21 protein-coding genes are annotated in these 21,161 nt (G+C 69.0%); 18 read left to right on the forward strand and 3 right to left on the reverse strand.

Annotated elements, in window-relative coordinates:
* Positions 1-5: 5 nt before the first annotated feature.
* Positions 6-1,010 (reverse strand): cytochrome c oxidase subunit II, encoded by a 1,005-nt coding sequence (coxB, locus tag AC1RRF_RS13065; RefSeq protein ID WP_492835200.1) that lies wholly within the window; start codon positions 1,008-1,010, stop codon positions 6-8.
* Between the two features lie 244 nt (positions 1,011-1,254).
* Between coxB and AC1RRF_RS13070 the strand changes: the two genes are divergently transcribed.
* The 5 genes from AC1RRF_RS13070 to AC1RRF_RS13090 all read left to right on the forward strand — a co-directional run bounded on the left by AC1RRF_RS13070 (position 1,255) and on the right by AC1RRF_RS13090 (position 5,345).
* The gene (locus AC1RRF_RS13070; RefSeq protein WP_492835202.1) at positions 1,255-1,617 is read left to right on the forward strand and encodes a PadR family transcriptional regulator; all 363 of its coding nucleotides are present in this window, start codon (positions 1,255-1,257) and stop codon (positions 1,615-1,617) included.
* The gene (locus tag AC1RRF_RS13075) at positions 1,617-2,189 is read left to right on the forward strand and encodes a DUF1700 domain-containing protein (protein ID WP_492835204.1); all 573 of its coding nucleotides are present in this window, start codon (positions 1,617-1,619) and stop codon (positions 2,187-2,189) included. Before AC1RRF_RS13070 ends, AC1RRF_RS13075 begins: the two co-directional genes overlap by 1 nt.
* Before the next feature lie 14 nt (positions 2,190-2,203).
* The gene (locus tag AC1RRF_RS13080) at positions 2,204-2,980 is read left to right on the forward strand and encodes a GIN domain-containing protein (RefSeq protein ID WP_492835206.1); all 777 of its coding nucleotides are present in this window, start codon (positions 2,204-2,206) and stop codon (positions 2,978-2,980) included.
* Positions 2,981-3,146: 166 nt separating this feature from the next.
* Positions 3,147-4,577, forward strand: coding sequence for a metalloprotease TldD (gene tldD / locus AC1RRF_RS13085; protein WP_492835208.1), 1,431 nt, complete (start codon positions 3,147-3,149; stop codon positions 4,575-4,577).
* Between the two features lie 93 nt (positions 4,578-4,670).
* On the forward strand, positions 4,671-5,345 hold the full coding sequence (locus tag AC1RRF_RS13090) for a hypothetical protein (RefSeq protein ID WP_492835210.1): 675 nt from the start codon (positions 4,671-4,673) through the stop codon (positions 5,343-5,345).
* A gap of 40 nt (positions 5,346-5,385) precedes the next feature.
* Here the strand turns inward: AC1RRF_RS13090 and AC1RRF_RS13095 are convergent, their stop codons facing one another.
* Entirely contained in the window at positions 5,386-6,354 is a 969-nt protein-coding gene (locus AC1RRF_RS13095; RefSeq protein ID WP_492835212.1) for a TraB/GumN family protein, read from the reverse strand.
* A gap of 171 nt (positions 6,355-6,525) precedes the next feature.
* Between AC1RRF_RS13095 and AC1RRF_RS13100 the strand changes: the two genes are divergently transcribed.
* Positions 6,526-8,553 (forward strand): TonB-dependent receptor plug domain-containing protein, encoded by a 2,028-nt coding sequence (locus AC1RRF_RS13100; protein WP_492835214.1) that lies wholly within the window; start codon positions 6,526-6,528, stop codon positions 8,551-8,553.
* A gap of 141 nt (positions 8,554-8,694) precedes the next feature.
* Complete coding sequence (locus AC1RRF_RS13105) at positions 8,695-10,731, forward strand: TonB-dependent receptor plug domain-containing protein (protein WP_492835216.1); 2,037 nt, start codon at positions 8,695-8,697, stop codon at positions 10,729-10,731.
* Positions 10,732-10,867: 136 nt separating this feature from the next.
* On the opposite strand, the gene AC1RRF_RS13110 is transcribed toward AC1RRF_RS13105, so the two are convergent.
* Complete coding sequence (locus AC1RRF_RS13110; RefSeq protein ID WP_492835218.1) at positions 10,868-12,811, reverse strand: peptide MFS transporter; 1,944 nt, start codon at positions 12,809-12,811, stop codon at positions 10,868-10,870.
* 167 nt (positions 12,812-12,978) lie between these two features.
* On the opposite strand from AC1RRF_RS13110, the gene AC1RRF_RS13115 reads away from it, so the two are divergent.
* The 11 genes from AC1RRF_RS13115 (at position 12,979) to AC1RRF_RS13165 (ending at position 21,150) form a co-directional block, all read left to right on the forward strand.
* On the forward strand, positions 12,979-13,917 hold the full coding sequence (locus tag AC1RRF_RS13115) for a TroA family protein (RefSeq protein WP_492835220.1): 939 nt from the start codon (positions 12,979-12,981) through the stop codon (positions 13,915-13,917).
* Positions 13,914-14,903, forward strand: coding sequence for a FecCD family ABC transporter permease (locus tag AC1RRF_RS13120; protein ID WP_492835222.1), 990 nt, complete (start codon positions 13,914-13,916; stop codon positions 14,901-14,903). Before AC1RRF_RS13115 ends, AC1RRF_RS13120 begins: the two co-directional genes overlap by 4 nt.
* Entirely contained in the window at positions 14,900-15,604 is a 705-nt protein-coding gene (locus tag AC1RRF_RS13125) for an ABC transporter ATP-binding protein (RefSeq protein WP_492835224.1), read from the forward strand. The genes AC1RRF_RS13120 and AC1RRF_RS13125 overlap by 4 nt, the downstream gene beginning before the upstream one ends.
* A 40-nt stretch (positions 15,605-15,644) precedes the next feature.
* On the forward strand, positions 15,645-16,727 hold the full coding sequence (locus tag AC1RRF_RS13130) for an isoaspartyl peptidase/L-asparaginase family protein (RefSeq protein ID WP_492835226.1): 1,083 nt from the start codon (positions 15,645-15,647) through the stop codon (positions 16,725-16,727).
* A gap of 6 nt (positions 16,728-16,733) precedes the next feature.
* Positions 16,734-17,099 (forward strand): cupin domain-containing protein, encoded by a 366-nt coding sequence (locus tag AC1RRF_RS13135; RefSeq protein ID WP_492835228.1) that lies wholly within the window; start codon positions 16,734-16,736, stop codon positions 17,097-17,099.
* Positions 17,096-17,569: a methyltransferase family protein gene (locus tag AC1RRF_RS13140; protein WP_492835230.1), complete on the forward strand. Its 474-nt coding sequence runs from the start codon at positions 17,096-17,098 to the stop codon at positions 17,567-17,569. Before AC1RRF_RS13135 ends, AC1RRF_RS13140 begins: the two co-directional genes overlap by 4 nt.
* Entirely contained in the window at positions 17,560-17,826 is a 267-nt protein-coding gene (locus AC1RRF_RS13145) for a hypothetical protein (RefSeq protein WP_291837587.1), read from the forward strand. Before AC1RRF_RS13140 ends, AC1RRF_RS13145 begins: the two co-directional genes overlap by 10 nt.
* 83 nt (positions 17,827-17,909) lie before the next feature.
* A complete protein-coding gene (locus AC1RRF_RS13150) occupies positions 17,910-18,647 on the forward strand; it encodes a hypothetical protein (protein WP_492835232.1) in 738 nt (245 codons plus the stop codon).
* A 58-nt stretch (positions 18,648-18,705) separates the two neighbouring features.
* Positions 18,706-19,719, forward strand: a complete 1,014-nt coding sequence (locus tag AC1RRF_RS13155; RefSeq protein WP_492835234.1) for a fumarylacetoacetate hydrolase family protein — start codon at positions 18,706-18,708, stop codon at positions 19,717-19,719.
* Between the two features lie 95 nt (positions 19,720-19,814).
* The gene (locus tag AC1RRF_RS13160) at positions 19,815-20,348 is read left to right on the forward strand and encodes a CcdC protein domain-containing protein (protein ID WP_492835237.1); all 534 of its coding nucleotides are present in this window, start codon (positions 19,815-19,817) and stop codon (positions 20,346-20,348) included.
* Positions 20,329-21,150 carry a hypothetical protein gene (locus tag AC1RRF_RS13165; RefSeq protein WP_492835239.1) on the forward strand — a complete coding sequence of 274 codons (822 nt, stop codon included), beginning with the start codon at positions 20,329-20,331 and terminating at the stop codon, positions 21,148-21,150. The genes AC1RRF_RS13160 and AC1RRF_RS13165 overlap by 20 nt, the downstream gene beginning before the upstream one ends.
* Positions 21,151-21,161 lie beyond the last annotated feature (11 nt).

The raw sequence follows: 21,161 nt of genomic DNA on the forward strand, positions 1-21,161 counted from the left end.
TATCGTTACTGGGCGGCCGGGGCGGCGGCGGGAGCCGCAGCCGGGGCCGGCGTGGCCGCGGCGGGCGCGGCAGGGGCGGGAACGGCGACAGCGCCGTCGGCGACGGTGGGGGCGCCGGTGGTGCCGGCGGCGGCCTGGGCGACGGTGCCGCCCGGAGCCTCAGCCGCGGTCTTCGGCGTCATCGAGCCGCCCTTGCGGGCCACCCAGGCTTCGAACTCGGCCTGGCTGACGACGTGGATCTCGATCGGCATGAAGGCGTGGTCGACGCCGCACAGTTCCGAGCACTGGCCGTAGAAGACGCCCGTGCGGTCGGCGCGGAACCAGGTCTCGTTGACCCGGCCCGGGACGGCGTCGACCTTCAGGCCGAAGGCCGGCAGGGCGAAGGCGTGGATGACGTCGGCGGCGGTGACCAGAACGCGGACCGTCTTGCCCACCGGCACCACGATCGGCTCGTCGGCGGCCAGGCGGTAGAGGTCGTGAGACATGCCGCGGCGGGCGATCTCTTCCTCGGGCAGCATGTTCGAGACGTACTCGGCGATGCCCTGGTCCGGATATTCATAGGCCCAGTTCCACTGGTTGCCCGTGGCCTTCACGGTCAGGTCCGGCGTCGGCATGTCGTGATAGGCGAACAGCAGACGGAACGAGAACAGCGAGATGCCCACCAGGATCAGCACCGGGACGATCGTCCAGATGACCTCGATCAGGGTGTTGTGGCTCCACTTGGCGGGAACCGGATTGGACTTCTTGTTGTAGCGGATGACGATCCAGATGATCAGGCCCAGCACCAGCAGGGTGATCAACGTGATGATCGGCATCAGGATCAGATCGTGGAAGTGGTGCGCCTCGACCTTCAGCGGCGACGCCGCCGGTTGAAGCCCGATACCGCCCGGCGTCGGCTGACCCATGCGCTCGGGTCCCGAAGCCAAAGCCGGCGTGGCGGCGAAAACGGCCAGGCTCAAGGCGGTGAGTCCACCACCGACGATCGCCCGGGCGCGCGTGCCCATCCCCATGCGAGACATCCTCATAAAACCGTTTCTTCGCAATCATTTGCGAGTGAATCGCAAACAAGCGCCGGGACACAGCGGCCCGCGGCGGTACATCGGGCGGTCCATATCGCCCCCTCCCTCACTTGCCAAGCGTCCCGACCGTTCCGCGACGATCGGGCGCCGGATTAAATCGCATTCATGTTTCGCCAGCTACCTTGCGGCGCAAGATACCTTGCAGTATCCCATCGACATCACAGGAGACGTTGATGTGCCTGAAACCATAGAGATCCAGTTGAAGAAGGGGGTGCTGACGCTGTGCGTCCTGGCCCTCCTGAACCGGCGCGAAAGCTACGCCTACGAGATCGCCTCCACCCTGTCGGACGCCATCGATATGGGCGAAGGCACCATCTACCCGCTGATGCGGCGGATGCAGTCGGACGGCCAGGTCGAGACCTATCTGGTCGAATCGTCCTCCGGGCCCTCGCGCAAATACTACCGACTCACCGACGCCGGTCGCCGGGCCCTCGCGGCCCAGACCGCGGAATGGCGGGCCTTCGCCCGCGCCGTCGAAACCATTGTGGACGTTCCAGCCGAACCGGCTGCGGCGTCCGCCCAAGAGGGAGCTGAATAATGACGAGGGACGAATTCATGGGCCGGTTGCGGCGCGGACTGGTGGGCCTTCCCACCCGGGCCGCCGCCGATATCGCGTCCGACTACGAGCAGCATTTCGACGACGGGATCGCTGACGGTCGCTCCGAAGCCGAAGTCGCGGCCGCCCTCGGCGATCCCGACCGTCTGGCCCGCGAGTTGCGCGCCGAAGCCGGCGCCCGTCGCTGGGACCAGGAACAGAACCCCGCCGCGGCGGCGGGCGCCATCTTCGGGCTGATCGGCCTGGGCGCCATCGACATCCTGATTCTGCTGCCGATCGTCTTCCCGGTGTTCGGCGCGGTGATCGCCATGCTGCTGAGCGGCGTCGCGGTCTTCATCGCTGGCGGCTTCGTGGCGGTGGCCGGATCCTTCTTCGGCGGCCCCGGAGGCGTGCTGGCCGCCCTTCTGATGGGCATCGGCCTGATGGGCCTGGGCATCTTCATGGTGGGGCTGATGGCTCTGCTCACCAAATGGCTGATCGACGCGACCGTCTGGTACGCCCGACTGCACTACCGCGTGCTGAAGCCCGCGCTCGACAACCAGAACCAGGCCTGAGGGAGGGACCTGACATGATCCGCAATCTACTGGTCATCACCGGCGTGGGCTTCGTCCTGGCGCTGGTCGGAATCGGCGGCTCCATGGCGCTGGTCGGCAACGACGTCCGACGCAACGACTGGACCTGGGTCGTCACCGACGACGAGGCCGGCGACTCCGGCTTCCACCTGGAACGGGGCAAGGTCTCGCCCGAAACCGTCCGCAACATCGAGTGGACCGGCGGCGAGCGCCTGTCCGTCGATATCCCCGGGCAGGTCACCTACATTCAAGGCGACCAGCCGGGCATCCGCGTCACCGGGCCGAAGGACGCCGTCGACAAGGTTCGCTTCTCCGACGGCCGTCTGATCATGATCGACGACGACCGCAGCGAGCGTGGCTACATCCGCTGGACCGGCACGGGCATCCGCGTCTGGAGCGAGACCGAGGCCCTGCGGGTCGAGATCACGGCCCCCGCGGTCCGCACCTTCGAAATGGGCGAGCACGGCCGGCTGAAGATCCGCGGCTACGATCAGCCGACCCTCGACGTGACCATCAACGGCAACGGCGAGGTAGAGGCGGACGGCCGCGCGCCGCAGGTCACCGTCACCGTCAGCGGCGACGGCGATACGGACCTGCGCCGGCTCGAGGTCTCGGACGCCAAGGTGGACATCACGGGCCGCGGCGATGTGACGGTCGGCCCGACCGGTCGCGCCGATATCGACATCTCCGGCCACGGCGACGTCATCCTGACGCGCAACCCCGCCCAGCTGAACCAATCGATCACCGGCTGGGGAGACGTCGACCTCGACTGATCCTCGCCGCCCCTATCCCTCCTCGTCGTGGTGGAGGGCGGCCGCTTCGGCGGCCGGAGCGGGGATGGCCGCCGCTCCCTCGTCGCGCCATCCCCGCTTCATTCGCCGCGCCCGGTGCGCGGCGAAGGCCGTGACGCGGCGCGTCTAAGTCCCTATCTCTGCCGCCATGACCGTTCTCGTTTCCCCGCCCGCCATCCTCGACAGCGCCGAGGTCGGCTCCGATGAAGCCCTCTCGATCCTCCAGGACGCCCTGACCGGGGCCGACGACGGCGAACTGTTCCTTGAGCGCTCCGAATCGGAGTCGCTCGTTTTCGATGACGGCCGGCTGAAGTCCGCCGCCTACGACGCCACCGAGGGCTTCGGCCTACGCGTCGTCGCCGGTGAAACCGCCGGCTACGCCCACGCCAACGAGATCAGCGGCCCCGCCCTGCGCCGCGCCGCCGACAGCGCCGCCCTGGCCCGCGCCGGCTATGCCGGCAGCGCCGCCGACGCCCCGCAGGCGACCAACCGCAAGCTCTATGACGAGGTCGATCCCCTCGCCTCTCCCGCCTTCTCCGACAAGATCGCCCTGCTGGCCGAGATCGACGCCTGGGCCCGCGCCCGCGATCCCCGCGTGGTGCAGGTCTCAGCCTCGCTGGTCGGCGAGCATCGCCAGATCGAGATCCTGCGCGGCGACGGCCGGCTGATGCGCGACATGCGGCCGTTGGTCCGCCTGAACGTCTCCGTCACCGTCGAAAAGGACGGCAAGCGCGAGAGCGCATCCTCCGGAGCCGGCGGCCGCGCCGGCTTCGAAACCTGGATCGCCCCCGCTCGCTGGCAGGGCCAGGTCGACGAGGCCCTGCGTCAGGCCCTGGTCAATCTGGAGGCCGTCGACTGCCCGGCGGGTGAGATGGACGTGGTCCTGGGCGCCGGCTGGCCGGGCGTGCTTCTGCATGAGGCGATCGGCCACGGCTTCGAGGGCGACTTCCACCGCAAGGGATCCTCGGTCTTCACCGGCAAGATGGGCCAGCGGGTCGCCGCCCCGGGCGTGACCGTGGTCGACGACGGCTCCATCGCGGGTCGTCGCGGCTCCCTGACCATCGATGATGAAGGCACGCCAACCTCGCGCACCGTGCTGATCGAGGACGGCATCATGGTCGGGCTGATGCACGACCGGCTGTCGGCGCGTCAGCTGAACGCCCGCGCGACCGGCAACGGTCGCCGCCAGTCCTTCGCCCACATGCCCATGCCGCGCATGACCAACACCTTCATGGAAGGCGGCAAGGACTCCAAGGCCGACATGATCGCCTCGACCAAGCGCGGCCTCTACGCCGCCAACTTCGGCGGCGGCCAGGTGGACATCACCAACGGCAAGTTCGTGTTCCAGTGCACCGAGGCCTATCTGATCGAGGACGGTCGGATCACCGCCCCGGTGCGCGGCGCCACCCTGATCGGCGACGGGGCCACCGCCCTGACCCAGGTGCAGATGATCGGCGACGACTTCGAGTTCGACCCCGGCGTCGGCGTCTGCGGCAAGGCCGGCCAGGGCGTCCCCGTCGGCATCGGCCAGCCCTCGCTGAAGATCGCCGGGCTCACGGTCGGCGGCACGGCGGTCTGACGCGACGCCGCCCGGCGTTTCATGGTAGAGCTTCCCTTGACGGTTGCATGAACGGTCGCATTCGCGCCCGCGATCCGTCTGGGGAGACGTTTCATGAAGGCCGCCCTCTCTCAGTACGAAATCGATATCCAGATGGCGCCGGCCACGCTGGAGGCGCTCATGGCGAGCGGCTACGCCCTGACGGCATTCAAGGTCGTCCAGGCTTCGATGCGCGGCGCCTCACCCTTGGTGTGGTACCAGACGAGCCAGTTGCTGATGACCACCTCCGTCGTCTGGCAGGAACAGTATCAGGCCTATGCCTCGGCCAGTCAGATCATCGCCAACGGCGTGATCCAGGCCAGTTCGACGACGGCCGTCGGCCTGGGCCAGACTGCCCAGGTCACCGCCAACGGCGCCATGACGACCACCGATGGAGGAACGCCCTCCGCGATCTCCATCCTGAACCAGGCCAATCAGCCGTGGACCTGCGGCGTTTCGCAAGTCGTCGAAAACCAGGCGAACCCGGTCTGCGCCGTGCCGCTCCAGGGCAATATGCTCGGCGTCATCGCGCCGGTGGAGCAGGTCCTGCTGATGCTCTCGGCCAGGTCGGTCAACACCGGCACCGTGATCTATCAGGCCTATGGCCCCGGCGTGTTGATCGACCTCAGCGGCGCCGCACAGCGCACGGTCCAGTTCGACATCAACAACGGCTGGAGCTGGGACGGCGGGACATGGGCGCGGTCGGTGGCGCCCAACACTGACCTCGTGCCCCTTCTGATCCAGCAATAGGGCGGCGAGCGGCCAGTCCGGCCGCGCCGCCGATCACGTTCTACTGGGAGCGCCACTCCGGGCCGACGATCTCGAAGCCGCGGGCCTTCAGGCCGTCCAGCACGCCGCCCTCCTCGGCCAGCAGGCGGACCGGCGCGACGCCCATCGTCGTGCCCGGCGAGATCATGGCCGTCTCCACCGCCGCCGCCCACTGCTGGTGCAGCTGCGGGGCCAACTCGGGATCGCCCCACGGCCAGCAGACGTTCAGCGCCTGCTCGATCGGCGAGTTGACCACCTCCGGCACGCGGAAGGCGCGCCAGTCGATGGCCCGCTCGCGCGACGACTCGGGCCCGGCCTCAGCGGCGGCGATGGCGCGCTCGACGCAGGGCACATGGACGCTCTGGGGCGCCGAGATCAGGCTTTCGACCAGTTCGTCCCCCCGCACGGTGCCGACCGGGCGCATGTCGATGCGGGCGCGGCGTCCGGCGCGGCGCACCACGTCGACCGCGTCCTGCGCCTCGCCCCCGGCGCGGAAGCCCGCCTTGTCCTGCATCAGGTCCAGACTGGTGAAGAGCAGGCTCTGGGTGCGCCAGCCCTGATTCCGCTCGCCGGCCATCAGCGCGTCCAGCCGGGCCTGGTACTCGGGCGACAGCCAGGTCGCCGTGGTCTGCCCCTGGGGCATCCGCCCGATAGTCCGCGCGCGCCAGATGACGCGCAGGATGTCGCTGAACGACGCCCGACCCTCCTGAGGCAGCAGGATCAGGTCCGCCTTGGCCGTCGCCTGTTCCAGCGCGTCAGGACGCCAGGTGACGTCGCGCGGGATGGCGCGGATCGAGCCAACCAGGATCAGGGTCGAGTCACCCCTTGTGATCGTCCACATCGGCGCGCCCGAACGACGGGCCAGCACCACGACCTCATCCAGCTCGGTCGCCTCCTGCGAAGCGGTGGTAGGGGGCGTCTGGGCCAGGGCCGGCGCTGCGGCGGAAGTCAGAAGCAGAAGGACGGTGGCAACGGCGGCGACGGCTTTCACGAACTCACCCGTTAGACTTGATGAAAAGAAGTATTGGCTAGACAAGATCAGAACATAAAGATGACAACGCTGTAATGCTGTCGCCGATTTAATCCACCTGTCCGTCTTGTAACTGGAGACAGGCAAACCATCGGGTCACACCTCTCGTCACACGACGAGGGGAGTTTCGCAATGACCAGAACCATTCTGTTGGCGACCACAGCGCTGTTGCTGACCGCCGGCGCCGCCGCCGCCCAAACCCCGCCGCCTGTACAGGCCGAAGCGGGTCAGCAGGGCGTGCTGATCTTCGAACCTGCCTTCTTCGCCGACCAGCAACCCAACACCGCGCTGGACATGGTCAACCGCGTCCCGGGCTTCAGCGTCAACGACGGCGACGGCAGCCGCGGCTTCGAGGGCTCGGTCGGCAACATCCTGATCAACGGCTCGCGGCCCGCCTCCAAGAACGACACCGGCTCCAACGTCCTGTCGCGCACCCTGGCCGCCCAGGTCCTGCGCATCGAACTGATCCGCGGCGGCGCCCCCGGCATCGACATGCAGGGCTTCTCGGTCGTCGTGAACGTGATCACCCGCAGCGAGTCCAGCCGCCAGTCGGTCTTCACCGGCAACGCCGCCCTGTTCGAGGGCGGTAACGACGTCTACGGCGGCTCGTGGCAGTTCACGGCCAAGGACGGCGACCGCACGTGGGGCTTCACCCTCAGCGACGGCATGTCGACCAGCGACTCCAACGGCGTCGGCCCGGTCGTCCGCCGTAACGGCGCGGGGACCATCCTGCGTCAGGAAGACTTCTTCAACGACCAGTCCGGCGGCGGGAATTCGCTGCGGGTCAACTACGCCAGCCCCTTCCTGGGCGGCAGGATCGACCTGACCGCCCGCTACGGGGTCAACGACTTCTCGAACATCAACCTGCAGACCTCGCCCACCGTGCGGCGCGAAAGCACCTACGCCGAGGACGGCTCCAGCGGCGAGTTTGGTCTGGTCTACACCCGCGATCTCGACAGCCGCCTGAAGTCCGAGACGCGCTTCATCCACGAGTTCTCCGACAACGATTCCGCCGCCTTCTCGCGGGTCCGGGAAAATGCGGTGGACGCGCCCGAGCAGCGCTTCTCCTCGGTCAGCGAGAGCTCCGAGACCATCCTGCGCAGCCTGTTGCGCTACGAGCATTCCCCCAAGCTCACCATCGAGACCGGCGGCGAGATCGCCTACAACATGCTCGAGACGGAGCAGGCCTTCAGCGTCGGCGGCGTGGCGGTTCCACTGCCCTCGGCTTCGGTCAAGGTCGAGGAAACCCGTGGCGAGCTGTTCGCCAAGGGGACCTGGCGGCTGCGCGACAATCTGACCCTGGAAAGCGGCCTGCGTGTCGAGGCCTCGACCATCAGCCAGTCGGGCGACGCGGACAAGGAAAAGAGCCTCTACTTCATCAAGCCGCGCTTCCTGGCCACCTGGACGCCGATGCCCAACAACCAGTTCCGCCTGCGTTTCGAGCGCGAGGTCGGCCAGCTGAACTTCAGCGACTTCGCCGCCTCGGCCGAGCTGGAGGACGAGAACGTCTTCGGCGGCAATATCGATCTGGAGCCCGAGCAGCGCTGGATCAGCGAACTGGCCTACGAGCGCCGCTTCTGGGGCGACGGCATCGTCAGCATCACCCTGCGCCACGACGAGATCAGCGACGCCATCGACATGATCCCGCTGGACGGCGGCCTGTCGGCCAACGGCAACATCGGCGACGGAACGCTGGATCAGCTGGCGGTGAACATCCTGGTGCCGACGGACAAGATCGGCTTCACCGGCGGTCGCATCGGCTTCCGCAACACCTGGAACAAGACCGAGGTCACCGATCCGACCACCGGCGAGACGCGCCCGATCTCAGACGTGCGCCCCACACAGGCGACGATCACCATCGCCCAGGATATCAAGTCCTGGAACCTGCAGTGGGGCGGTGCCTGGCTGCCGCTGCTGGGTCTGGCGAGCTACGACCCCGACCAGAGGTTCAGCTGGCGCGGCAAGGACTATTTCGAGCTCTGGGCCGAGTACAAGCCGACTCCGACCCTGTCGTTGCGGGCTCAGGTCAACGTCTGGAACGACTTCGACCAGGAACGCATCGTCTACGGCGACCGCCTGACCCGGCCGATCTCCTACGTCGAAACCCGTCAGATCGACCCGCGGACCTTCTACCAGCTGCGCCTGCGCAAGACGTTCTGACCACGGCTCCGGCGGCGGCGGGTCCCTTTGACCTCCGCCGCCGGCCACCGGAGGTCTCGTTCGCCGATTCACACACCTGTCCCGCTTGTAACTGGAGCCGGCGGGGCTTCGCGGGCAACCTCCGCCGACAGGGGAGACGTCATGCACAAGGCATTCTGGCTAGCGAGCGTCGCAGCGTCCGTCCTCGCGACGCCGGCCCTGGCGCAGACCGCGCCGCCCGCCCCCGAAAGCGTCGCCCAGCAGGGCGTGCTGGTGTTCGAGCCCGTCTTCTTCGCCGACAGCCGTCCGGACACGGCCTACGACATGATCACGCGCCTGCCGGGCTTCGCCTTCAACTCCGGCGACAGCGACACGCGCGGCCTGGCCGGCGCCTCGGGCAACGTCCTGATCGACGGCCAGCCGCCCTCGACCAAGACGGATAATCTGGAGGCGGTCCTGCGCCGCATCTCGGCCGCCGGGGTCGCGCGTATCGAGCTGATCCGCGGCGGCGCGGCGGGCATCGACATGCAGGGCCACCCGGTCATCGCCAACGTCGTGCTGGCGCGTCAGGTCACCACCGAGCGCGTGCTGGAGCTGAACAGCTACATCTACCCCGACGGCTATCTCGGTCCGCTGCTGGCCGCGCGCTATTCCCGCCGCGACGGCGATAATCAGATCGAGGGCTCGATCAGCGCCACCTCCGACCGGACGGACGGCACAGGCGACGGCTTCCGTCGGCGCTACGACGCGGCCGGCAATCTGGTCCAGGACGCCGACCTGGTTCTGTGGGACCGTTTCCGCAACGTGCGCGCCACCGGCGCGGTGCAGCGCCGTCTCGGCGGCGGCCGCCTGCGGATCAACGGCCTGTTGGGCTGGTTCAGCAATGAGAACGCTCAGGACGTCCTGATCCGCTCTGGTCCCGGAACCAACAGCCGCAACGACGAGGAAGACCACGGCATCGACAGCGAGTTGGGCGTCAGCTGGGTCCGGGACCTTAGCGCGCGCACGGCCCTCGAGCTGACGGGTCTGCAGCGCTACGAGACCGAGGACTACACCGGCGTCTCCACCAGCGGCGGGGACAGTTCGACCTTCACCTCCGACGACACCGCGGGGGAATCGATCGTCCGCGTCGAGCTGCGCCATCGTCCCTCGGACCAGTGGTCGTTCGAGACCGGCGGCGAGGTGGCGTGGAACTTCCTCGACAGCGCCACGACCTATGCCGAAAACGGCGTGGCCGTACCCCTGCCCTCGGCCTCTGTACGGGTCGAGGAACTGCGGGGAGAGGTCTTCGGCCAGGCGACCTGGCGGCCCGACCCCGAGTTCACCCTCGAGTTCGGCGTGCGGGTCGAGGTGTCCGAGATCAGCCAGACGGGCGACAGCGACCTGAGCAAGTCGTTCGTCTATCCCAAGCCCCGCATTCAGGCGACCTGGACGCCATGGACCGGGCACCAGTTCCGCTTCCGCGTCGAGCGGACGGTGGGCCAGCTCGACTTCGGCGATTTCGTCGCCTCGGCCGACATCGACATCGGCCAGGTCGAGGGCGGCAACCCCGATCTGGCGCCGTCGCAGGAGACGGTGTTCGAGGCCTTCTACGAGCGCCGCTTCTGGGACAAGGGCGTCTTCGACGTGACTGTCCGGCATTCGGATATCCAGGACGTGGTCGATGTGATCCCGCTGGCCGGGGGCTTCGACGGCGTCGGCAACATCGGCGACGGAACCGCGAACTTCTACCAGGTGCGTCTGACCCTGCCGATGGACCGGCTAGGCCTGCCGAACGCCCGCCTGCAAACCCGCGCCAGCTGGTCGCAGACCCGCGTCACCGATCCGGTCACCGGCCAGGAGCGCCGCTTCGAGGGCGACCAGGCCTTCGGCTGCGGCGTCAACTTCAATCAAGATCTGAAGGGCGGTCGCTGGTCCTACGGCTTCGACCACGCCTGCAATGTCGACAAGGGCCGCATCTTCCGGGTGCGCGAGATCCGCGCCCTGTACGCCGAGCCGGGGGTGTCGCTGTATGGCCAATGGAAGCCGCGGCCCGACCTGACCGTCCGCGTCGACATGGGCAACGCCAGCGACCGGGCCCAGGGCTACAACCGCGACATCTACAGCGGACCGCGCGACGCGGCGCCGGTCGTCACCCACGAGGTGCGCCGCACCAAGATGAGCCCCTGGCTGTTCTTCCAGGTTCGAAAGACTTTCTAGGGCTTGGGCTCAAGCCGCGAGCGTTGGCGCTAGTCCCGCGCTCAAGCAGCGAGCAACCGCGTTGCGAGCGTTAGCGCAAAAAAGAAAGGGCGGAGCCGCGAGGCTCCGCCCTTTCCAGTCTCACGTCTGATCGGGATCAGCCGGTCGTGGTCGCCGAAGGGTTGGCGACATTGCCGTCCTCGCGACCCGCATCGGTCAGCGCCGGACCCGGGTGGTTGTTCGGATCGTTCACGCCGTTCGACCACTTCGCGATGATGAAACTGGCCAGGATGAAGGCCACGCCGATGCCGACGCCGACCCAGCCCAGGGTGTTGAACGATTCCAGCGAGGTGTTCAGCGCCCGGCCCGGATCCAGCACCTGGCCGCCGACCGTCTCGGTCCCCGCGGCGCCGGCGATCATGCCGCCGACGTAGTGGGCGATCGAGGAGGCCATGAACCAGACCGCCATCATGAAGCTGACGATCGACGGCACCGACAGTTTGGTGATCTCCGACAGGCCGACGGGCGACAGGAACAGCTCGCCGGTCGAATGCAGCAGGTAGAGCAGCGCCAGCAGGATCAGCGGCGTGCGGAACGCCTCGTCGACCATGCCGGACCGGACGCCCCAGACGATGACCAGGAAGCCGAGGCCCACCTGCATCAGGCCCAGGCCGAACTTGACCACCGGGTTGGGATCCATCTTGCGGTTGGCCAGCCAGACCCACAGGGCCGCGAAGACCGGCGCGAAGATCAGGATGAAGCCGGCGTTGAACGACTGGGTCTGGGACGCCGACATCGAGGTGTCGATCCAGCTCCACCAGTTCGCGGTGTTGACGCCCGCGGCCGCCAGCTGATCCGGCGACCCCATCGGAATGCCGAGGAAGGTCGTCGCCTGGCTGGTCAGGGACAGATCGACGTTGCGGTCCGCGAACAGGTTCAGCGAGGAGCCGGCCTGTTCGAACAGGGTGAAGAAGATGACCGAGCCGAACACCAGCACCATGGCCAGCATCATCCGCTCGCGCGCGACCTTGTCGCATTTGAAGATGATGAACCAGGTGATGAAGGCCAAGGACAGGATCGTCGAGATGATCAGGCCGGTGCCGACCAGGGCGTGGTTCGGAACGATGAACCACAGGGCCGCCACGCCGACGATGGCGAGCAGATAGATGATGGTCTCGCGGTTCAGGAAGCCCATGACCGGCTGTTTGATCAGCGCCGGAACAGGCGGCTCGCCCTTGCCCTGAAGCAGGGGTTTGCCCAGCCAGAAGACGATCAGGCCGGCCAGCATGCCGATGCCCGCCAGGCCGAAGCCCCAGCTCCAGCCGAAGCGCTGACCCAGCAGGCCGCAGAGAACGGCCGCCCAGAACGAACCCAGGTTGATGCCGTAGTAGTAGAGGGTGAAGCCCGAATCCCGGCGCTTGTCGCCTTGCGGATAGAGCTGGCCGACCAGGGTCGAGATGTTCGGCTTCAGGAAGCCGACGCCCATGATGATCAGCGACAGGGCCAGGTAGAAGACATTGACGCCCATCGGATCACGCTGGGCCGTCAACTCGTAGCTGCCTTCCGCGAGCGTGCCCGGGATGGCCGAACCGGCCGGCAGGTTGGTGATGGTCAGGCCGCCGCCCTCGGCGGGGGTGAAGTGGTAGGGCTGTCCGCCGACCACGACCTGGGACGTCTGGCTGTCGCCGCGTCCGTCGATCTGGATCTCATAGGTGGAGCCGCCGTAGCTCAGGGTCTGGGTCGAGGGGTTGCCCTCGAACGCCATCATGCCGTGACCGGCGACCAGCAGGATCGCCCCAAACATGATCGCCTTGCGCGTGCCGATGTAGCGGTCGGCCACGATGCCGCCGATCAGCGGCAGCAGGTACACCAGCGAGGCGTAGGAGCCGTACTGGCCCGAGGCGAAGCCGTCATCGAACAGGAAATGTTGGGTCAGATAGAAGATCAACAGGCCGCGCATGCCGTAGAACGAAAACCGTTCCCACATCTCGGCGAAGAAGCAGATGATCAGCCCACGGGGGTGCCCCTTGAGGATTTGAAGAAGCACGGGAATTCCCGTGGCGAGGGTGATCAACACCCCCAGCAAGATGACGATATTCATGCCTACCCTTTGACTTGCGGGGGTGCGATGCCCGTATGTGTTGTGGGCGCGCCTTTGCGGCCCCGCCTTCCCCTGACGAAGGCGCGATAGGACCACCGCGCGTAGGGGTTTACAAGCCGTAACCCTGTGTGAGACCGGAGCGGGACCTCGCAGGAGCCGACTCAGAGATGCTGACCCGCCGTGCGACCTTGGCTCTCGGAGCGGCCCTGGGCCTCGCGCCCGCAGCCTGTTCCCGGGCGCCCACGACGAAAGGCGACGTGATCGCCGCGGGACAGCCCGCCGCCCTGCTGATCTGGGCCGTCGCCCGCGAGCGGCTGGCGGGATGGCCGCGCAAGCCGGACCCCGAATGCCTGGCCGGATTGGCGCCGGGCGCGTCAGCCCTGCCCGAGCTGGGCGGACTGGCCGGACCGGGACGGCAGGCCGGGCTGGAAGCCATCGCCGCCCTGCACCCGAGCCTGATTCTCGATTACGGCGACACCGATGCTCAGAACGTCGAACGCGGGGTCCGGATCAAGGCGCGGTTGAATGTGCCCTGGACCTTGATCGACGGCGCCCTGGCCCGCATTCCCGAGGCTTTCCGGCAAGCCGGAGGGCTGCTCGGCGTCGCCGCGCGTGGCGACAGCCTGGCCGACGAGGCCGAACGGGTGCTGGCCGACTGGCGCCAGGCGCCGCCGGGCCGGAGCTTCTATTACGCGCGCGGCGCGGACGGACTGGAGACCGGTTTCCGCGGCGCCCTGGCCACCGAGGTGCTCGAAGGCGCCGGCTGGACCAATGTCGCGGTCGGCGCGACCGACATCGGGAGGGTCACCCGCGAACAGATCATCGCCTGGGACCCCGAAGTGCTGGTCACCCTGAATCCCGGCTTCGCGCGCACCGCCCTGCACAGCGAAGTCTGGCGCCGCCGTCCCAACGGCGGGATGCGCCGCATCCTGCTGCTGCCGGACAAGCCGTTCGGCTGGATCGACCGGCCGCCGTCGGTGAACCGTCTGCTGGGCTGCGCCTGGCTGGCCTCTCCCCAAGACAGCGCCATGGCCCTGGCCATGCTCAGCCGCCGCCTGTACGGGCTGGCTCCGGCCGAAATCCACCGCCCGCAATGGCTCGATTGAGAGCCGTTCCAAGCTGGATCCCGACCGCCGCCCTGACATTGGCGGCCTTCGCCGCCGCGACCGCTGTCCTGTGTTCCGGCCCGCTGTCGGTAGCCCCTGCCGATCTCGCCGCCGCCCTGTTCGGACGAGGCTCGCCCGAGGCGGAGCTGGCCCTGGCCCTGCGCGGCCCCCGCCTGCTCGCGGCCCTGACCTGCGGCGCGGCGCTGGCCGGCGCTGGAGCGGGCTTCCAGGTCCTGTTTCGCAATCCCCTGGCCTCGCCTGACCTGCTCGGCGTCTCCTCGGGGGCGGGCTTCGGCGCGGCTGTCGCCCTGTTGCTGGGCGCCGGGGTTTTCATGACCCAGACCGCCGCCTTCATCGGCGGTCTCGCCGCTGGGGCGCTGGCGGTCGGCTGCGCGGCCCTGACCCGCAGCGGCGATGGGCGATTGGCCCTCATCCTGTGCGGGGTCGTGGCCGGCGCCCTGGCCTCCGCCGGACTGGGGCTCGTGGTCACGCTCGCCGAGCCCTATTCCCAGCTTCCCGCCATCACCTATTGGCTGCTGGGATCCTTCACCCGCGCCACCCTGTCGGAAGCGGCCCTGGCCCTGGTCCCCGCCGCGCTGGGAACCGTGACCCTGTTGTGGCTGGGCTTCCGACTGGACGTGCTGTCGCTGGGAGACGAGCAGGCGCGGTCGCTGGGCCTGGCCGCGCGGCCCTTGCGCATCATCGCCCTGTGCGCCGCCGCCCTGATGACCTCGGCGGCGGTGGCCGTGGCGGGCGTCGTCGGCTGGATCGGCCTGCTGGCCCCGCACGCCGCGCGGCTGATCGTCGGCGAACAGGCCGGTCGGCTGATCCCCGCCGCCATGGCCACGGGCGCCCTGTTCGCCCTCGTCATCGATCGGCTGGCCTCCGCCTTCGGCCCGGCGGAACTGCCCGTCGGCCTGCTGTCCGCTGCTGTCGGCGCCCCGGCCTTCCTGCTGCTGTTCGTGCTCAACGCGAGACGGACATGAACCTGGTTCTGGAACACCTGGTCGCCGGTCGCCGGGGCTTTCGCCTGCCGACGCTCGACCTCGCCGTCGCGTCTGGCGAGGTCGTGGCTCTGATCGGTCCCAACGGCGCCGGCAAGACCACCCTGCTGAAGACGATCTCCGGCCTGCTCCCTCCGCTTCACGGCCGCATCGTGGGGGCCGGTCCGGCCGCCTACCTGCCGCCGCCGGGCGCCGTGTCCGCGGGCTTCTCCGCCCTGCATGTGGCCGCCCTGGGCCGGGCCGGACGGCGGCGCTGGTCCTCGGCCCTGGCTCCCGACGATCTGGACGCCGCGCGCGCGGCCCTGATCCGGCTTGAGGTCGCCGATCTCGCCGACCGTCCCTTCGACCGCTTGTCTAGCGGCCAGCAGCAGTTGATTCTGATCGCCCGTCTGTTCGTGCAGGACGCCGCCCTCTGCTTGCTGGACGAACCCCTGGCCCTGCTCGACCCCGCGCACAGTCAGCAGGTTGAGGCGGCGATCCGTGCGCTGGCGGACGAGGGGCGCGCCGTCATCGTCTCCACCCATCACCTGCCTTTCGCCATGCGGGCGGACCGGGTGCTGTCGCTGGGACCGGACCGGATCGAATCGGCGCCCCCCGCCGCCGCGCTCGCGCCCGACCGTCTGCGCACGCTGTTCGGGGTCGAGACCACCGCCTGCCCCTGCTGCGGCCGCGCTGTCGCCTGAAGCCCTTGAGTTGGACGGGCGAACGGTCGACCCTGCGGCCATGACCCGTTTCCGCCTTGCCCTTGCCGCCGCCGTCTTCGCCCTGATCGCCGCGCCCGCCGTGGCGCAGGAGACGCCCCGCTGGTCCTTCGCCATTCACGGCGGCGCCGGAGTGATCGAGCGCGACAGCCTGACGCCGGAACAGGACGCCGCTTACCGCGCCGCCCTGCATCGCGCGCTGGAGGCCGGGCAGGCCGTGCTGGCTGCAGACGGCTCGGCCATGGACGCCGTGCAGGCGGCCATCCAGGTCATGGAGGACGACCCGCTGTTCAACGCCGGGCGCGGCGCCGTCTTCACCGCCGAGGGGCGCAACGAGCTGGACGCGGCCGTCATGGACGGCGCCACCTTGAACGCCGGGTCGGTCGCGGGCCTGACCACCACCCGCCACCCCATCGCCGCCGCCCGAGCGGTGATGGAGCGGTCGCCCCACGTCATGCTGATGGGCCCAGGCGCCGACCGCTTCGCGGCCTCCGTTGGACTGGAGCAGGTCGATCCGAGCTTCTTCTTCACCGAGCGTCGCTGGCAGGGGCTGGAGCGGGAACTTCAGCGCCAGAACCTGCCCATCCCCGCCCGGCCCGCAGGCGCGCCCGCCTCAGGCGCCATGGCGGAGGTCGTCGCCCCGCCGCTGAACGAGCGCAAATTCGGCACCGTGGGCGCGGTCGCTCTCGACAGCCAGGGCCGCCTCGCCGCGGGCACCTCGACCGGCGGCATGACCGCCAAGCGTTGGGGCCGCGTCGGCGACGCGCCGATCATCGGCGCCGGCACCTATGCCTCCAACGCCGATGGGTGCGCGGTCTCGGCGACCGGCTCGGGCGAGTATTTCATCCGCGCGACGGTGGCGCGGGACATCTGCGCGGCGATGGGCGAGGCCTACCGGACCGGGGAACGTCCGGATGGGGTTCAGCCCGGCTATGCGGAAGCCGAGGCCGAGATCGCGCAAGTCGGCGCCTTGGGCGGCGACGGCGGCGTGATCGTGATGAACCGCAACGGCCGATTCTATTTCCTGATGAACACCGCCGGCATGTACCGGGGCGCCGTGGCCAGCGATGTCGCCGCCCAGGTCGCCATCTACGGGGATGAGTAATCCGCCATGACCGCCGCCATCGATCTGACCGAGAAATTCGCCGCCTTCACCGACCACTGGCGCCCCCGTGTCGCCGCGCAGCTGAACGGTCAGGACGTCAGGCTGGTCAAGGTGCAGGGCGTCTTCCCCTGGCACAGCCATGCCGACGCCGAGGAGATGTTCCTGGTCTGGAAAGGCCGCTTCCGGGTCGAGTTCCGCGATCGGATCGTCACCCTCGATCCGGGCCAGTTCATCGTCGTGCCGCGCGGCGTCGAGCATCGCACCGCCGCTGACGCGGAGGCCGAGGTGATGATCTTCGAGCCGTCCGAGGTCATCAACACCGGCGACGCCGCCCCGTCCGAATTCACCGCGCCGCAAGGCCAGACCATATGACCGCCGCGTCCCGGCCCGGCCCGGCGATGCTGCCGCCGCCGCTGATCTACCTGGCCTTCATCCTCGCCGGCTGGGGCCTCAGCCGGGTCGTCGCCGATCCGGGCGTCGGCGTCGGCTGGGACGTCCGCCGCTACATCGCCTTCGCCCTGATCGTCGGCGGCCTGCTGCTCGACGGCGCGGCGGTGCAGGGCTTCCGCCGAAAGGGCACGCCCGCCGAGCCGTGGAAGGACGCCACCGCGCTGGAGACCGAGGGCCCATACCGGTTCAGCCGCAACCCCATCTACCTCGGCTATGCGATCGCCTACGCCGGGATCGCCGTGGCTATCGACAGCCTGATCGCCCTGGCCCTGCTGATCCCCTGCATGGTCGTGATCGATCGATTTGTCGTGCTGGGCGAAGAACAGTACCTGTCGCGAAAATTCGGCGCCGCCTACGACGCCTATCGCTCAAAGGTGCGCCGATGGCTGTGAACGAAGACGAACTGTCCGTGGTGGCCATCGAGGAGCTGGATGCCGCCTGCGCCCTGCCCTGGCCCGACATGAAGGCCGTCACGCCTTGGGGCGACACCTATGAGGGCGTGGCGCCGTCCGGCCGCGAGGTCGAGATCGAGCGCCGCTACCTGTGGGCCCACCAGCCCGAGGGCGCCATCGCCGTCGAGGTGGAGGTGCGCCTGATCGGGGGCCGCGAAGGCGCCGAGGCCAAGGCCCTGATCCATCCGCCCGGCTGAATCCACAAAACCGTTAACCTTTTCCCGTTGCCAAGCGCTGCCGTCGGCGCAGAATGCCATTCGGTCCTCTCAGCGGGTATTGCATGTCCTACGGCCCAGACTTCGCCACGGCCGATCCGGCCAACGCGCCGCTCGACGCGCCCCTCTATCTGGGCGCGGACCCGGTGATGTGGGCCGCCCTGATCCTTCTGCTGCTCGCCGCCGTCCTGCTGGGCTGGTTCCTCGGCTCGCGCGCGGGACCGAAGACCGGCGACGCCTCGGCCTCGATCTGGAAGGCCATCGACGGCGCGGCCAAGGACGCCATGAAGGCGGACGACAGCGCCCTCAGGGGCCGGGCCGAACATCTGCTGGGCGTGGTCGACAATCGTCTGGGCAAGACCCTCGCACTCGCCGGCGGCAAGGACGGCCTGTCCGCCTGCGTGAAGGCCCTGCGCGCTGCCGTCGACGGCAAATTGCCCGAAAAGCCCAAGGACGGTCACGCCGCCCCGAAGTCCGACCACGACAAGGCGCACGATGGCCACGGCCATGATGACAAGCCCGACGACGACCACGGCCACGGCTCGACCGCCGGCGCCGTCGCGGCGGCGGCCAACATCACCATCAACGTCGCCCCTCCCGCGCCCGCCAAGCCGGACCACGATCACCATCCCGCCCCCGCGCCGCGCAAGGAGATGACGGTCCGCGAACAGACCGACGCCCTGCGCCTCGCGGTCGCGGCCTTCAACGAACACTGGCGGCACGAGAAGGCCCGCATCCGGGCGCTGCGGGCCGCGCTGGCCGAGCTGTCCGGCGGCGACGGGCCACGTTTGAGCCACGACTGACGACACGATCCCGCGACAGGCGGTTTCCCGAACGCGGGAAACCGCTTAAGCCGGAATCATGAAACTCGCCTCGCTCAAGCACGGTCGTGACGGCCGCCTCGTCCTCGTTTCCAGCGACCTCGCCTGGTTCACCGACGCCTTCCTGATCGCGCCGACGCTGCAGGCCGCGCTGGACAACTGGGATCGGGTCGAACCCGACCTGCGGGCCCTGGCCGAAAGTCTGGAGCACGGCGGCGTGCCGCGTGGCCGCTTCCATGAGCGCGACGCCGCCTCGCCCCTGCTCCGCGCCTACCAGTGGGCGGACGGCTCAGCCTATGTGAACCACGTCGAACTGGTCCGTAAGGCCCGCGGCGCCGAGATGCCCGACAGCTTCTGGACCGACCCCCTGATGTATCAGGGTGGGTCGGACGGCTTCCTTGCCCCGCGCGACGCCATCCCCCTGGCCGACGAAAGCTGGGGCTGCGACCTCGAGGCCGAGATCGTCGTCGTCACCGGCGACGTGCCCCAGGGCGTGACCCGCGAAGAGGCCCTGTCGCACATCCGCCTGGTCGGCCTGGTCAACGACGTGTCGCTGCGCAACCTGATCCCGGCCGAGCTGGGCAAGGGCTTCGGCTTCGTCCAGTCCAAACCCGCCAGCGCCCTGTCGCCCGTCTTCGTCACCCCCGACGCCCTGGGCGACCGCTGGAACGACGGCAAGCTGCACGGCGCCCTGTCGGTCCAGCTGAACGGCGAGGACTTCGGCAAGGCCGACGCCGGCGTCGACATGACCTTCGACTTCGGGACCCTGATCGCCCACCTGGCCAAGACCCGCGCCCTGTGCGCCGGCACCGTCATCGGCTCGGGCACGGTCTCGAACCGCGACGCCGACGGCGGCCCCGGCAAGCCGGTGTCGGAAGGCGGCCTCGGCTACTCCTGCATCGCCGAGGTCCGCACGGTGGAAACCCTCCTGCGCGGCAAGCCCGAAACGGCCTTCCTCAAGCATGGCGACACCGTTCGAATCGAGATGCTGGATGACAAGCATCACTCCATTTTCGGCGCCATCGAGCAGACCGTCGGCCCGGTAGCCGGCTGAGGCCGAACCGACCCGAAGCTCGCCTGTCTTTACGCGGGCGCAGGACGGACTAAGCTTCCCCCGTTCGCCGCTCAGTGCGAACGGGGGAAGTCTTCGTGACGCAAGAACAACTCATTCCGCTCATCGCCATCGCGGTGGTGATTCCGCTCGTCCTGCTGCGCAACCGCAGACCCCGGACCTTGCGCATCGAATTCATGTGGGTCGCGCCCCTGCTGGTCGTGGCCGCCATCGGCTTCGGCATCTGGGGCATGACCGTCAGCGGGCGCGGCCACGCGCCGGTCGAACCCCTGTCGCTGCTGATCCTCGCCGTCGGCCTGGCGCTGGGCTGCGTCTTCGGCTGGCAGCGTGGCAAGATGACCACGATCTACAAGGAGCCGGACGGCACGCTGAAGGCCCAGGCCTCGCCCATCGGTCTGGTCATCGTCATCGCCATCCTGATCGCGCGTCAGGCGCTGCGTCCGTGGCTCGAGGCCCATGCCGCCGACTGGCACGTCAATCCGCTCGCGATCCTTGAGGCCTTCATGCTGTTCGCCGCGGGCACGGTGGTGGTCCAGCGCATCGAGATGTGGATCCGGGCCCGCAACATCCGCCACGGCGGCGCCGACGCCCATGTCGAGACCGAGGCCTGACGTCGTGCGCCTGACCCACACCCTTCTCGCCGCCGCCGTCTGCGCGCTCGGCGCCTCCCCCGCCCTGGCCCAGCAGGCGACCGAGGACTGGGACCTCGCCACCAACGCCGAACAGCAGCTGACCCTGGCCACGCTCGATTTCGGCGCCAACGTCCTGGCCCTGCGCTGCCGCGCCGGCGAACTGGACATGCTGCTGACCGGCGTCCCGGTCTCCACCGGCGCTACGCGCAAGGTGCAGGTGTCGGCCGGAGCCATCGCGGCCGAGAACCAGGTCTGGATCACCCAGCCCGGCCAGCCCGTTCTGGGCGCCGACGAGCCCGCCCGGCTGGCGCGCCAGCTGCGCGCCGGCGGCGATCTGGACATCCGGCTGGATCCCGAAGATTCGGCCGACCGCTCGCGCCGCTACCGTCTGACCGTTCCCGCCTCCGTCGCCGCGGTGGACGCCGTCCTGACCGCCTGCGGCCAGCCGTTGGATGAGCCCCGGGACCTGCTGGTGCGGGTCAACTCAGGTCCGGAAACCGTCTGGGTCGACATCGGCCATGTGAAATTCCCGGACAACCCGGGCGCCATTAACGCCGCACCGGCGGCGGTCCGCGTCTCCTGCGTGATCGCCGACGACTGGACTCTACGGGATTGCCGCGCCGACACCGAAACCGCGCCCGGCCACGGCTTCGGCGCCAGCGCCGTCGCAGGCGTCACGGGAGCCAGGCTAGGGCCGCCCGCTGACGGGACCGACCTGCGCGGTCGCCTCTTCCGCTTCACGAACCGCTTCACGAACCGCTTCACCCCGCCAGCGAACTGACGCGCGGCAGG

The sequence above is a fragment of the Brevundimonas sp. GW821-FHT12C05 genome, from assembly GCF_058807475.1.